This window comes from Komagataeibacter xylinus, from assembly GCF_031081985.1.
GTDB lineage: Bacteria > Pseudomonadota > Alphaproteobacteria > Acetobacterales > Acetobacteraceae > Komagataeibacter > Komagataeibacter xylinus_E.
The window spans coordinates 169,244-181,694 of the sequence record NZ_JARWSK010000004.1; the positions used below are offsets into that span (position 1 = coordinate 169,244).

Annotated in this window: 13 protein-coding genes; 9 read left to right on the forward strand and 4 right to left on the reverse strand. The window is 65.6% G+C overall.

All coding sequences use genetic code 11. The annotated features are described in order from the left end of the window. Positions 1 to 11 precede the first annotated feature (11 nt). Genes QEG70_RS08945 through folB form a run of 4 tightly spaced genes read left to right on the forward strand, consistent with a single transcriptional unit; the run spans position 12 to position 2,155 of the window. Positions 12 to 335, forward strand: coding sequence for a YbaB/EbfC family nucleoid-associated protein (locus QEG70_RS08945; protein WP_130730357.1), 324 nt, complete (start codon positions 12 to 14; stop codon positions 333 to 335). A gap of 22 nt (positions 336 to 357) precedes the next feature. Next, positions 358 to 954, forward strand: coding sequence for a recombination mediator RecR (recR, locus tag QEG70_RS08950; RefSeq protein WP_308720369.1), 597 nt, complete (start codon positions 358 to 360; stop codon positions 952 to 954). Then, positions 951 to 1,730 (forward strand): SDR family oxidoreductase, encoded by a 780-nt coding sequence (locus QEG70_RS08955; RefSeq protein WP_308720370.1) that lies wholly within the window; start codon positions 951 to 953, stop codon positions 1,728 to 1,730. The genes recR and QEG70_RS08955 overlap by 4 nt, the downstream gene beginning before the upstream one ends. Positions 1,731 to 1,756: 26 nt before the next feature. After that, complete coding sequence (folB, locus tag QEG70_RS08960; protein WP_308720371.1) at positions 1,757 to 2,155, forward strand: dihydroneopterin aldolase; 399 nt, start codon at positions 1,757 to 1,759, stop codon at positions 2,153 to 2,155. 41 nt (positions 2,156 to 2,196) lie between these two features. Here the strand turns inward: folB and QEG70_RS08965 are convergent, their stop codons facing one another. Beyond that, positions 2,197 to 2,535, reverse strand: a complete 339-nt coding sequence (locus QEG70_RS08965; protein ID WP_308720577.1) for a TIGR02300 family protein — start codon at positions 2,533 to 2,535, stop codon at positions 2,197 to 2,199. Positions 2,536 to 2,715: 180 nt separating this feature from the next. Between QEG70_RS08965 and aroA the strand changes: the two genes are divergently transcribed. The 3 genes from aroA to rpsA all read left to right on the forward strand — a co-directional run bounded on the left by aroA (position 2,716) and on the right by rpsA (position 6,678). Beyond that, positions 2,716 to 4,068, forward strand: a complete 1,353-nt coding sequence (gene aroA, locus QEG70_RS08970; RefSeq protein ID WP_308720372.1) for a 3-phosphoshikimate 1-carboxyvinyltransferase — start codon at positions 2,716 to 2,718, stop codon at positions 4,066 to 4,068. Further along, the gene (cmk, locus tag QEG70_RS08975) at positions 4,065 to 4,706 is read left to right on the forward strand and encodes a (d)CMP kinase (RefSeq protein WP_308720373.1); all 642 of its coding nucleotides are present in this window, start codon (positions 4,065 to 4,067) and stop codon (positions 4,704 to 4,706) included. Before aroA ends, cmk begins: the two co-directional genes overlap by 4 nt. 274 nt (positions 4,707 to 4,980) lie before the next feature. After that, on the forward strand, positions 4,981 to 6,678 hold the full coding sequence (gene rpsA / locus QEG70_RS08980; protein WP_130730351.1) for a 30S ribosomal protein S1: 1,698 nt from the start codon (positions 4,981 to 4,983) through the stop codon (positions 6,676 to 6,678). Between the two features lie 193 nt (positions 6,679 to 6,871). Here rpsA and QEG70_RS08985 read toward each other — a convergent pair whose 3' ends face one another. Further along, a complete protein-coding gene (locus QEG70_RS08985; RefSeq protein ID WP_308720374.1) occupies positions 6,872 to 9,562 on the reverse strand; it encodes a M16 family metallopeptidase in 2,691 nt (896 codons plus the stop codon). A 75-nt stretch (positions 9,563 to 9,637) separates the two neighbouring features. Here QEG70_RS08985 and QEG70_RS08990 point away from each other — a divergent pair, with 75 nt between their 5' ends. Then, on the forward strand, positions 9,638 to 10,807 hold the full coding sequence (locus QEG70_RS08990; RefSeq protein WP_308720375.1) for a serine hydrolase domain-containing protein: 1,170 nt from the start codon (positions 9,638 to 9,640) through the stop codon (positions 10,805 to 10,807). 24 nt (positions 10,808 to 10,831) lie between these two features. Next, positions 10,832 to 11,350, forward strand: coding sequence for a hypothetical protein (locus QEG70_RS08995; RefSeq protein WP_308720376.1), 519 nt, complete (start codon positions 10,832 to 10,834; stop codon positions 11,348 to 11,350). Positions 11,351 to 11,461: 111 nt separating this feature from the next. On the opposite strand, the gene QEG70_RS09000 is transcribed toward QEG70_RS08995, so the two are convergent. Then, a complete protein-coding gene (locus QEG70_RS09000; RefSeq protein ID WP_308720377.1) occupies positions 11,462 to 11,641 on the reverse strand; it encodes a DUF1674 domain-containing protein in 180 nt (59 codons plus the stop codon). 84 nt (positions 11,642 to 11,725) lie between these two features. Continuing rightward, a complete protein-coding gene (gene ccmI / locus QEG70_RS09005; RefSeq protein ID WP_308720378.1) occupies positions 11,726 to 12,448 on the reverse strand; it encodes a c-type cytochrome biogenesis protein CcmI in 723 nt (240 codons plus the stop codon). Between the last annotated feature and the right edge of the window lie 3 nt (positions 12,449 to 12,451).

The following is a 12,451-nucleotide window of genomic DNA, read 5'->3' on the forward strand; positions in this document are numbered from 1 at the left end:
AAACACTGAACATGAAAAATCTTGCCGGCCTGATGAAACAGGCCACCCAGATGCAGGCCCGCATGGAAGAAATGCAGGCCAAGCTTGAAGATATGGTCATTGAAGGCAGCGCGGGCGCGGGCATGGTCACGCTGACCATGAACGGCAAGGGCGACATGAAGTCGATCACCATCGACCCCAAGCTGGCCGATCCCGCCGAGATGGAAATGCTGCAGGACCTGATCCTTGCCGCCAGCGCCGATGCGCGCAAGAAGCTCGACGCCACCGCCAGCGAGGAAATGAAGAAGGTCACCGGCGGCCTGAACCTGCCGGGCGGGATGAAATTCCCGTTCTGAGCCAGGGCACAGGAGGGCATGCATGAGCGGGCGGGGTGAGATCGACCGGCTGGTGACCCTGCTGGGCCGCCTGCCGGGGCTCGGGCCCCGTTCGGCCCGCCGGGCGGCGCTGGCCCTGCTGCGCCAGCCCCATGCCCGCATGCTGCCGCTTGCGCAGGCCATGGAGCAGGCGGCGCGCGCCGTGCGCACCTGCTCGAGTTGCGGCAATCTCGACACGACCGACCCCTGCGCCATCTGCGCCGACCCTACCCGCGATACGGGGCTGGTGTGCGTGGTGGAGAACGTGGGCGACCTGTGGGCGCTCGAGCGCGCGGGCGTACATCGTGGCGTCTATCAGGTGCTGGGCGGCACGCTGTCCGCTCTGTCGGGCATCGGGCCGGATGATCTCAACGTGCAGCCGTTGCTTGACCGCATTGCCGGGGGCAGCGTGCGCGAAGTCATTCTGGCACTGGGGGCTACGGTGGAAGGGGCCACCACCATGCACTGGCTGCATGAGCGGCTGGCCCGGTTCGACATCAAGATCAGCCGCGTGGGGCAGGGCGTGCCGGTAGGTGGCGCGCTTGACGTTCTTGATGATGGCACGCTGGCCGCCGCCATCATGGCACGCAGGCCCGCATGAGCAGGGTCTGGCCCGTGCCTGACGCCATGCCGCGCGTAGCCCTTGTTACCGGCGGGGCGGCCCGTCTTGGCCGCGCCATTGCGCTGGAACTCGCCCGCGCGGGCTTCGATATCGCGCTGCATTACAACAGTTCCGCCACGGCTGCGGAACAGACTGCGTCTGAAATCCGCGCATCAGGCCGCAGGGTCGTGCTGTTGCCCGCCGATCTGGCGCGGGAGGCAATGGTCACGCCGCTCGTGGCCGAGGCGACCCGCCAGCTTGGCCCGGTGGGCGTGCTGGTCAACAACGCCAGCGTGTTCATGCGTGATGAATGGAATGACGCGACACGGGCAGGGTGGGATACCCATATGGAACCCAACACCCGCGCGCCCTTCGTGTTGATGCAGGAATTCGCCCGCCTGCTGCCCGAGGGCGCTCAGGGCATGGTGCTGAACATGCTTGATGAGCGCGTGTGGTCGCTCACGCCCCATTTTGTCAGCTATACCGTGTCCAAGGCGGCGTTATGGACCCTGACGCAGACCATGGCGCTCGCACTTGCCCCACGGCAGATTCGCGTCAACGCCATCGGTCCCGGCCCCGTGCTGCCTACGCCAAGGCAGACACCGGAGCAGTTTGCCCGCCAGTGCGCCTCCGTGCCGCTAGGGCAGGTGGCAACGCCTGATGAAATCGCGCGCGCGGCCCTGTCGTTGATCTGCCTGCCATCGGTCACCGGGCAGATGCTTGCCCTTGATGGCGGCCAGCACATGCAGTGGTCGCCCGCTCCCCCCGTGCGCTGACCCTTTCCCGACTGACAGGAAGAATCATGTCCGTATTCCCGCCGTGGAACGAGCCTGAAAACCTGCGCTGCCTGTTCGTGCGCAACATGGTGCTTGATGCCCATATCGGCGTGTTCGAACACGAGCAGGGCGTGACCCAGCGCATTCGCGTCAATGTGATGTTTGGCGTGCCCGACAGCGCCACGCTTGCGGTGGGGGCGGATGACCTGGCCCGCACGGTATCATATGAACGTGTGGTGCTGCTGGTGCGCGAACTGGTGGCGCAGGGGCATGTTGCCCTGGTGGAAACGCTGGCCGAGCGAATCGCAGCCGGTGTGCTGGCGGAAAAGCACGTGCGCATCACGCGCGTCAGCATCGAAAAGCTTGATATTTTCGATGATGCCGAATCGGTTGGCGTCGAGATCGAGCGCCGCAACCCCGCCTGATGCAAAAACGGCCCGGAGCGCGTGCCCCGGGCCGCATGGCCTCAGTTGTCGTGGTCGTCCTTGTCGGTTTTCACGTCGATGTCAGCACTGCTGATGTCGTCGTCATCATCGTCGTCAAGGCCCGCGTCGTCAGGCAGCACGGCGTCTGCATCCTCATCCGCATCGGCGTCGAGATCGACATCCACGTCGTTATCGACCGCGTTCTCGCCCGTCTTGGGCTTGGATTCGGGGGCAGCGTCCACCGGGCGGCGCACGCGGGGCAGTTCCACGGGCTGTTCAGCGCCGCATTTGGGGCAGACGGCCGGATTCTTGTTCAGATCGTAGAAACGGGCGCTGCAGGAGACACAGACACGTTTGGTGCCGAGGTTGGACTGAGCCATCTTGAACCTGTCGATCCTGTTTTTAATGATGAATGGAGCCACCGTATCCGGAAGTGGCAAAAGGCGCAGCCCCATGCCAGTTTGCGCGGCTGATGTCAAACATTCCCCCCACAGCCCGGCACCCCGATCATGCCGATCTGTGATTGACTTTGTCACCCGGAATACGGAATGGGATGCGTTATGAAAACCGATCATGCCCCTTCTTCCGTTCGCGCGCTGACGGTTCATCCCCCGCGCGCGCCCCTGTCCGGTTCGGTCCATGTGCCGGGTGACAAGTCGATCAGCCACCGTTCGCTGATGTTTGCAGCGCTTGCGCGCGGCACGACCCACATCACAGGCCTGCTGGAAGGCGAGGACGTGCTGCGCACCGCCGATGCCATGCGTGCCCTTGGCGCGGACATCACCCGCGAGGGGGCAGGCCAGTGGCGCGTGCAGGGCTGCGGGCTCGACGGGCTGCGTGAACCCGCCGATGTGCTGGACATGGGCAATTCCGGCACGGCGGCGCGCCTGCTGTCGGGCATTCTGGCCAGCCACGGCTTCACCTCGGTCATGACGGGCGATGCCAGCCTGCGTGGCCGCCCGATGAAGCGCGTGACCGACCCGCTTGCCGCCACCGGCGCTACCTTCCTCTCGCGCCAGGGCGGGCGGCTGCCGCTGGCCATCGCGGGCAACGCCAACCCGCCGCCGCTCGCCTACCGGCTGCCGGTGGCCTCGGCGCAGGTCAAGTCCGCCGTGCTGCTCGCCGGGCTGAACGCTGTGGGCGAGACCCGGGTGGAAGAACCCGTGGCCACCCGCGACCATACCGAGAACATGCTGCGCCACTTCGGCGCGCAGGTGCGGGTTGAACCCATGGGCGCGGGCGGGCGCGTGATTACGCTGCAGGGCCGCCCCGACCTTGTGGCGCGTGACATCGTGGTGCCCGGTGATCCGTCTTCTGCGGCCTTCGTGCTAGTGGCAGCGCTGCTGGTGCCGGGCTCGAAGGTAACCGTGCAGGGCGTGGGGCTGAACCCGCTGCGCACCGGGCTGTTTACCTCGCTGCGTGAAATGGGGGCCGACCTTGCCATCAGCAACGAGCGCGTGGAAGGCGGCGAGCCGGTGGGTGACCTGACCGCCACCGCAGGCGCGCTGCATGGCGTGGACGTGCCCGCCACCCGCGCACCGTCGATGATTGATGAATATCCGGTGCTGGCCGTGGCCGCCGCCCATGCCACGGGCCAGTCGCGCTTTCGCGGGCTGGAGGAACTGCGCGTGAAGGAAAGCGACCGCCTTGCCGCCACCGTGGCGCTGCTTGAAGCCAATGGCATCAAGGTGGACGTGGTGGGCGATGACATGATCGTGCATGGCACGGGTGGCGCCATTCCCGGTGGCGGGCTGGTCGAGACCCGCATGGACCACCGCCTGGCCATGAGCGCCATCGTGATGGGCCTTGCGGCACAAAAGCCGGTCAGCGTCGATGACACCGCCTTCATCGACACGAGCTTCCCCGGCTTCGTGGGGCTGATGAACAGCATCGGCGCGGGGCTTGTGGCATGACGCAGCGTCTGGTCATAGCGGTTGACGGCCCGGCCGCGGCGGGCAAGGGCACGCTGGCCCGCAGCCTGGCCGAGGCGCTGGGCCTGCCCTATCTCGATACCGGCCTGCTCTACCGCGCCACCGGGCGGCGCATGCTCGACGCGGGTCATGACCCCGCCACCGCCCCGGCGGAGGAATTTGCTGCGGGTGTTGGCATGGAAGACCTGCGCCGCACCGACCTGCGCGTGCCCGAGGTGGACCGCGCCGCAAGCCTTGTGGCCGCCCAGCCCGCCGTGCGCCGGGTGCTCGTTGACGTGCAGCGCCGCTTTGCCGGTGCCCATGGCGCGGTGCTCGACGGGCGCGATATCGGCACGGTCATCTTCCCCGATGCCCAGGTCAAGCTCTACATCACCGCATCGGCCCGCACGCGCGCCGAGCGGCGGTGGGAGCAGATGGCCGCCGACCCCGACGCCCCTGATCGCGCGGCCCGGATTGCGCAGGTGGAGCGCGAGATCGCGGCGCGTGACGCGGCCGATTCCGCCCGCGCCACCGCGCCCCTGCGCCCGGCGGATGACGCCGTGCATATCGAGACCGACCACCTCGATGCGGCAGCCGTGCTGGCCGAGGCCCTGCGGATCGTGGCGCTGAAGACGCGCTAGCGCGCTTTTGTGCGCGAACCATGCGCCCCCGGCACGGTTTTTATTGACATACGCCGCCCGTAGGGTGTCTGTGCTCAACGGTATATGCCCCGCGCGCCTGCGCCGGGGCATGGTCTTTCACATCTGGCCCGCAGGCGTGCCGCGACCGTGTCGTGGCGCGGAGCCCGGGCAAGTCGTTCCCATGTTACCGCGCAAGCGGGCAGGCGGGGGCGCAGGATTGTCCACATCCGCCGCCGCGCGGTCATGGTGTGGTTACAGGATTTACGAGTAACTCATGGCTTCAGCCACAACACAGCCCGTCGAGAACTTTGCCGATCTCCTCGAGGAAACCCTCGGTCGCGATTCCGCGTTTGACGGTTCCGTCGTCACCGGTCGCGTCGTTCGCCTGACGGATGAATACGCCATCGTCGATGTCGGCCTGAAAAGCGAAGGGCGCGTCTCCCTCAAGGAATTCGGCCCGCCGGGCGTTACCCCCGATGTCAAGCCGGGTGATGTCATCGAACTGTTCGTTGAGCGGTACGAAGATCGTGACGGGTCCATCGTCCTCTCACGCGAGAAGGCCCGCCGCGAGGAAGCCTGGTCGAACCTTGAAAAGGCGTTCGAAGGCAACCAGCGCGTCAACGGCACCATCTATGGCCGCGTCAAGGGTGGCTTCACGGTCGACCTCGGCGGTGCGATGGCGTTCCTGCCCGGCTCGCAGGTCGATATCCGCCCCGTGCGCGATGTGACCCCGCTGATGGGCGTACCCCAGCCGTTCCAGATCCTGAAGATGGACCGCGCGCGCGGCAACATCGTCGTTTCGCGTCGCGCCGTGCTCGAAGAGACGCGTGCGGAACAGCGCAGCGAGCTGATCCAGGGCCTGAAGGAAGGCATGATCCTCGATGGCGTGGTCAAGAACATCACCGATTACGGTGCGTTCGTTGACCTTGGCGGCGTCGATGGCCTGCTGCATGTGACCGATATCGCATGGAAGCGCATCAACCACCCGTCCGAGGCGCTGCAGATCGGCCAGCCGGTCCGCGTGCAGGTCATCCGCTTCAACCCCGACACGCAGCGCATCTCGCTGGGCATGAAGCAGCTTGAGGCTGACCCGTGGGAGAACGTGGCGATCAAGTACCCGCCGGGTGCCCGCTACACCGGTCGCGTCACGAATATCACCGACTACGGTGCGTTCGTCGAGCTCGAGCCGGGCGTCGAAGGCCTGGTGCACGTGTCCGAGATGTCCTGGACGAAGAAGAACGTCCATCCGGGCAAGATCGTCGCCACTTCGCAGGAAGTCGATGTGATGGTTCTGGATGTGGACAGCGCGAAGCGCCGCATCTCGCTGGGCCTGAAGCAGGTGCAGCGCAACCCGTGGGAGCAGTTCGCCGAGGAACACAAGGTTGGTTCCGTGGTGGAAGGCGAGATCCGCAACATCACCGAGTTCGGCCTGTTCATCGGCCTCTCCGCCGACATCGATGGCATGGTTCACATGTCCGACCTGTCGTGGGACGAGCCGGGCGAAGTCGCCATGAGCCACTACGAGAAGGGCCAGGTCGTAAAGGCCAAGGTTCTGGACGTGGACGTGGAGAAAGAGCGCATCTCGCTGGGCATCAAGCAGCTGCATGAAGACCCCGCAGCCGACACGCTGAGCAAGGTGCAGAAGGGTGCAGTCGTGACCTGCATCGTGACCGCGGTGCAGGCGAACGGCATCGAGGTGAAGGTTGACGACGTTCTGACCGGCTTCATCCGCCGTGCGGAACTGGCCCGTGACAAGGCCGACCAGCGCCCCGAGCGCTTCGCCGTTGGCGAGCGTGTCGATGCGAAGGTCGTGTCGGTTGACCGCGCTGCCCGCAAGCTGGCCCTGACCATCCGCGGCCGTGAGGTCGAGGAAGACAAGCAGGCGATCACCGATTACGGTTCTTCCGATAGCGGTGCGTCGCTGGGTGACATTCTGGGTGCCGCGATCCGTCGCCGTAACGCCGAGAGCTGATCCGAGCCACTGGCTCCGGCCCGCGCTGGCGTGGGCTGGAGTCGGGCATGAAAAAGGGCGGTGCAGGAATGCACCGCCCTTTTTTTATGCTGGATGGGGAATAAAAGTTTTTGGTGAAGCTTTTTTCAAAAAGCTTCAGAGAACGCCGCCTTTTTGAAAAAAGGCGGCACCCAAAAACTTTTATCTGCCTTTATTATCGTGTTGCAGGCGGCCCCTTGATGATTTCGGCAAGGTCATCGGGGCGGATCCATTTGCGGAAGGCATCGCGGATCGCGTCCGCACTCAGGGTATAATAGGCTTGGGCTGCGATATCATTCTGGTTGAGCGGCAGGCCAAGATCACTGAAATGCAGGTATCCCGCTGCAATGGTGTCGAGGCTGGCCGATTGCAGCGCAAGGCCACGCAGCATGCCTGCCCGCGCCATGGCCAGTTCATCCGCGCTGACGGGCTGGGTCTGCATGGCGATGATGTCCTGTATCGCAGCAGCGCGCGCGGCGTCCACCTTCTGCGGGTCAGCGCCAAACGAGATGCTGTAGGCGGCGCGCTGGCGCTTCCATGTCAGGTGGCTGCGCACGGTATAGACATAGCCGGTGCGCACCCGCAGGTCGCGATACAGCCGCGAGGAAAAGCCCGAGCCAAGGATTTCGTTGCCCAGGTTGAGCGCGAAATGCTCCGGGTTGGTGGCCGTCAGCCCCAGGCTCTCGGGCAGGGAAACCGTGGCCTGCGCACTGGACGGGTCGGGCACGCGGGTCACGCTGGCCCGGCTGTCGGGGCGCGGCGGCAGGTCGACTGCGGGGGTCGGGCCTGTGGCCTGCCAGGCGCCAAAGGTGCGGACAATGGCCTTGTAGGCGGCATCGGGCGTGATATCGCCGGTAATGACAATGGTGGTCAGGTCAGGCCGATAGGCGGCGGCGTAAAAGGCGCGGCAGTCCGACAGGCTCAGTTTCATGATGCCTGCAGGCTCGGCCTGCCGCAGCGACGGATCACCCTTGGGCGAGACGGCGGCCTGCAGCGCGCGGCCAAACAGGTAGTCTGGCGAATGCAGCAGACCGGACAGCGAGGCCGCCGCATTGGCCTGCACCACCCTGAAGGCGGCCTCGGGCAGGGCGGGGTGCAGTTCATTTTCCGCCAGCAGGTCAAGCCCGCGCTCAAAATCGGGTGTCAGCACGCTCAGGCTGAAATCGGAACCGGCACTTGCGGTGGCGGCAATATCATCCAGCGCCTTTTGCAGCCCGATCCGGTCATGCGTGGTGCTGCCGTAGCGGAACATCTCATCGGTTATGTCGGCAATGCCTTCCTTGCCCTTTGGTTCCTGCATGTCCTCATTCTGGCGGATGGTGCCGTACAGGCTGACCGTGTGGCTGACCGTGGCCGGGCGCACGATCAGGCGCAGCCCGTTGGGGAGCGTGAAGGCGGCAGGCTGGGCGGAGGGCGTGGGCGCGTTCACGCCCATCAGGCTGTCATTGGCCCATTGCGGCAGGCTGACGGGGTGATCGGGGGTGGAAGCAAAGGATTCCGAGCCACCAAAGCCCTTGCCCTCAACCGGGTGGCCGCCATCACGCGGGGTGAGGATGGCGGTGATGGCCTGCTGCGGGTCGAGCACCTGCCGGGCCAGGCGGTTGACATCCTCCGGGGTTACGGCGGCAAAGGCGGTGGCTTCATCATCGGGGGATTGCAGGCCCATGATGGCCTGTGCCTCCGACCAGCTTTCCGCAAGCCCTGCAATGCTGTTGGCGGCAAAACCGAGCTGGGCCAGTTCCTTGCGTTTCGCGGCCTCGACCAGATCGGCGGGCACGCCGTTTTCACGCAGGGTTTTCAAAATATCCTGCATGCTGGCCTGCAGGGGGGTAGCCTCCCCGCCCTTGGGGAAGGCGGCAATGGCAATGCCGATGCCCGCATCCGCCTTGGTCACGAAATCAAAGCTCGACAGCAGCGCGCGGCCCTGCGGCACGAGTTCATACAGCGCCCCGCGCTGGCTGCACAGCACATCGGCCAGAATGCGGGCGGCGGCATAATCATGGCTGTTCTGGCCGGGCATGCGGCTGGCAATGGCCACCAGCCCCACCGGGTAATCGGTGGGGAAATGCAGCGTCTGGGCATGGACCGGGCCGGGGTGGACCTGCGGGCGCGCGGGCAGCGCGCGGGCGGGAATGGGGCCAAAGGCCGCGCGCACCTGCGCCATGGTGCGGGCGGGGTCAACATCACCGGCAATGACCAGAATGGCGTTGTTGGGCGCATACCAGTCGCGGTAGAACCGGCGCAGCAGGGCGGTGTCGGTTTTGTCAAACGATGGCCTGCTGCCCAGCGCGTCATGCGCGTAAGGCGTGTTTGCAAACAGGATGGATTGCAGCCGGGCCAGGTACACATAGCCGGGGCTGGACAGGTCGCGCGAGACTTCCTGCTCGATCGCGCCGCGCTCATGCGCCCAGTCATCGGCGGCCAAGGTCAGGCCCTTCATGCGCAGGGCTTCGATATGCAGCAGCACGTCGAGGTTTTCCGCCGGGGCGGTGTAGAAGAACTGCGTCACGTTTTCTGTCGTGTCGGCATTGTAGTTGCCGCCCAGCCTTGCTCCGATGGCGGCAAGCTGGTCACGGTCCAGCCCCTCGCTGCCACGGAACATCATGTGCTCAAGCGCATGCGCCGTGCCGGGAAAGCCCGCCGGCGCCGCAGCCGAACCGGCCAGGTAGTTGATCTCGGTGCTGACCACCGGAGCCAGCCGGTCAGGCACGATCACCACCCGCAGCCCGTTGGGCAGGGTGGCCTGTAGCGGCATGTCTGGCTGGGGCGCGGGCGTTGCGGCCCCGGCCTGCGGGAGCGTGGCAAGCGTGCTACCGCATAACAGGAGGGAGAGGCATAATGTCTTGGAAAACAGGCGTGCTATCATGCCACAAGGTTACGCCGCTTTGCGGGCGGGGGCCAGTTCGCGTGTTGCGCTGCCAGTCATGAAGGAGGCACGGTCATGTCAATAACCCAGCCGGAAACAACCCGCATGGCCGGGCGGGTGCGTGATGTCATGGAAAGTGCCGTGGCGGCAGGCCGTCTGGTCGGTGCGGTGGTGCTGGTCGCCGTTGATGGCGAGGTGGTGGTGCGCGAGGCCGTGGGCCTTGCCGACCGCGAGGCCGGACGCCCGATGCAGGTGGGCACTCCCTTCCGCCTCGCCTCGCTGACCAAGCCTGCCGTCACCACTGTTGCGCTGGCCCTGGCGGAGGCGGGACGGCTCGACCTTCATGCCCCGATCACGCGCTACCTGCCTGATTTCCGTCCTGCCCTGCCTGATGGCACGCCCTGCCAGATCACATCGCACCAGTTGCTCACCCATACCAGCGGGCTGACCTACAGTTTCTCCTTTCCGCAGGATAACAATCCCTATACCCGCGCGGGCGTGTCCGACGGCATTGCCGAGCCGGGGCTTTCGCTGGCGGAGAATCTGGCGCGGCTGGCTTTGACGCGCCTCATCTTCGCGCCGGGGCAGGGATGGGCCTATTCGCTGGGGCTGGACGTGATGGGCGGCGTGATCGAATCCGTGGCCGGATGCACGCTGCCCGAGGCGCTGCGCCAGTATGTGGGCGGCCCGCTGGGCTGGAAGCAGACGGGGTTTACTCCGCCCGCGCCCGGCACGCTCGCCGCCTGCTACGCCGATGGCAGGCCCGCCCCCATTCGCATGGGCACGGAATACGTGCTGCCCCGCCTGCTGCCCGGCGGCGGGGTGGGGGCCATCCGTTTTGCGCCTGAGCGGATCTATAACCCGGCCTCCTACCCCTCGGGTGGGGCGGGTATGGTGGGGAATGCGCCTGAATTCCTGGCATTTCTCGAAGCGGTGCGGCTGGGCGGTGAGGGGCTGCTCTCGCCTGCATCGGCCATGCTGTTCGGGCGTAATGCCACGGGCACGATCGAGATGGGGCCGCTCATGCGCGGGCGTGGCTTCGGTTATGGTGGCGCGGTGATTACGGATTCCACTGCCGCGCGCACGCCGCTCAGTGCGGGGAGTTTTACATGGGGCGGTGTGTACGGGCATCAATGGGTGGTGGACCGGGCGCGGGGCATGAGCATTGTCATGCTCAGCAACACCGCGCTGGCGGGCATGGCGGGCAGCTACCCCGATGCGATCGTGGCTGCTGCCTGCGCGTGATGAGAGAGAAGGCTGGGAACTGTCATGTCATTTGGTGAACGCGTCAATCAGTTCGACGCCTGGCTGCTGGACCGGATTTTCCAGCCTGTTGCCGATGCGCTGCCCGAGCGCCTGACGGCGATGGAGGTGGGCATGAGCTTTCAGGTCGGCTCGATCGTGCTCTCCGCCGCCTCCATTTCCGCCCTGCTGATGCTTGATGGCATGACGATCAACAACCTCATCACCAATGTGCTGGGCTGGTTTTTCGAGGTGATTTTCTACATCGGCATCCACCGCATGCGGGCCATGGTGCGGCCGGGCTACCAGAACCCCTTTCGCATCATGCTCGCGGGCATGCGGCCCATTTCCATTCCGTTTGCCGCCTATGCGCTCTATCAGGCCGTAACCGCGGATGCAGTGTATGAACTTGCGCTGTGGTTCAATTCGCTCTCGCAGCTTGTATTCGTGGCCGGGATCTACCTGATCTCATGCAACGTGCCGCCGCCGGGGCACCGCGCGCGGCAGACATCCTTCGGGCGTGGCCCGCTGCCCAACGAACTCTGAGTGAAAGTTTTTGGTGAAGCTTTTTTCAAAAAGCTTCGAAAGACGCCGCCTTTTTGAAAAAAGGCGGCGCCCAGAAACTTCTGTTATTTTTTAAGGAAATGGGCAGCGGGATCAGAAATCCACGCAGCGGCCCTTGACCGTCCAGTCGCCGTAGCGGGTGGGTTCCGGCCCCTTGGGGCCACCCACTTCATCGGCCTCGGCAGGCTGTTTCAGCAATGCGGCTTCCTTGGCCGCTTCGTCCTGTGCGCTATCGGCTGCAGGGGCGGGGGAGGGGGATGTATCCTTGCTCATGCCCATCACTTTCCGCCCGGCATGGGGGGCTTGCAAGCGTAAAAACCCCCGGGGGGCCGCAATAGCGCGTTATTGATGGACCGGTTACTGATGTTCCGACTGGGCAATGCGCTGCTGCACGGTCATGCGCCACGGGGCATCTGGCGGGGCTGCATCAAGCGCGCGGCGATACAGGTCGGCGGTCTCGGGCGAGATATGGCCATCATCGGCCATCATCTGCGCTTCAGCCGCCCGGGCTGCCACCTCGGGGTCGAAGCGCTGTTCGATGGCGCTGCGCCAGGCCTGGGCGGCGGCGGCGTAATGGTCGCGCCCAGCCTCGGCCTGGCCAAGCAGCACGTAACCCTGGAACAGGCTCGGATCACCGGGCGGGATCAGTTTGAGCTGGTCGCGCAGGCGGTCGATCAGCGCATCGTTGCGGTGGTCTTCCTTCTGCAGCGCCACAAGGCGCGGGGCCAGTGGCTGGGCGGGCAGGCCGGGATGGCCCACGGTCATGTACAGCGCAATGGCTGCAACCGGCAGGCCCACGAGGGCAGCCGCAATCGCCCCGGTCGAAGCGCCCTTGCGGGCAACGAAGGCAGGCAGCATGTCCGCGCCGAGCACGCGGCGCTGGATTTCCAGCCGCGCGCTGTCATGCTCGGTGGGCGCGATCATGCCTTCGGCCAGGTCGCGCTCGAGTTCGGCCAACTGGGCCTGATGCAGCACCAGCGCGCTTTCACGCTCGTCACGCAGCAGCGTGGTGCGGCGAAACGACAGGAGTGCTGGCACAAGCGCGATCACGCCAAGCAGGCAGATACCAATCCAGATCATATC

What these genes read in the sequence shown, in the direction of transcription:
- QEG70_RS08945 (WP_130730357.1), top strand. Translation starts at nt 12, where the DNA reads ATGAAAAATCTTGCCGGCCTGATGAAACAGGCCACCCAGATGCAGGCC.
- recR (WP_308720369.1), top strand. Translation starts at nt 358, where the DNA reads ATGAGCGGGCGGGGTGAGATCGACCGGCTGGTGACCCTGCTGGGCCGC.
- aroA (WP_308720372.1), top strand. Translation starts at nt 2,716, where the DNA reads ATGAAAACCGATCATGCCCCTTCTTCCGTTCGCGCGCTGACGGTTCAT.
- QEG70_RS08990 (WP_308720375.1), top strand. Translation starts at nt 9,638, where the DNA reads ATGTCAATAACCCAGCCGGAAACAACCCGCATGGCCGGGCGGGTGCGT.
- QEG70_RS09000 (WP_308720377.1), bottom strand. Translation starts at nt 11,641, where the DNA reads ATGAGCAAGGATACATCCCCCTCCCCCGCCCCTGCAGCCGATAGCGCA.
- cmk (WP_308720373.1), top strand. Translation starts at nt 4,065, where the DNA reads ATGACGCAGCGTCTGGTCATAGCGGTTGACGGCCCGGCCGCGGCGGGC.
- folB (WP_308720371.1), top strand. Translation starts at nt 1,757, where the DNA reads ATGTCCGTATTCCCGCCGTGGAACGAGCCTGAAAACCTGCGCTGCCTG.
- QEG70_RS08965 (WP_308720577.1), bottom strand. Translation starts at nt 2,535, where the DNA reads ATGGCTCAGTCCAACCTCGGCACCAAACGTGTCTGTGTCTCCTGCAGC.
- QEG70_RS08955 (WP_308720370.1), top strand. Translation starts at nt 951, where the DNA reads ATGAGCAGGGTCTGGCCCGTGCCTGACGCCATGCCGCGCGTAGCCCTT.
- QEG70_RS08985 (WP_308720374.1), bottom strand. Translation starts at nt 9,562, where the DNA reads ATGATAGCACGCCTGTTTTCCAAGACATTATGCCTCTCCCTCCTGTTA.
- QEG70_RS08995 (WP_308720376.1), top strand. Translation starts at nt 10,832, where the DNA reads ATGTCATTTGGTGAACGCGTCAATCAGTTCGACGCCTGGCTGCTGGAC.
- ccmI (WP_308720378.1), bottom strand. Translation starts at nt 12,448, where the DNA reads ATGATCTGGATTGGTATCTGCCTGCTTGGCGTGATCGCGCTTGTGCCA.
- rpsA (WP_130730351.1), top strand. Translation starts at nt 4,981, where the DNA reads ATGGCTTCAGCCACAACACAGCCCGTCGAGAACTTTGCCGATCTCCTC.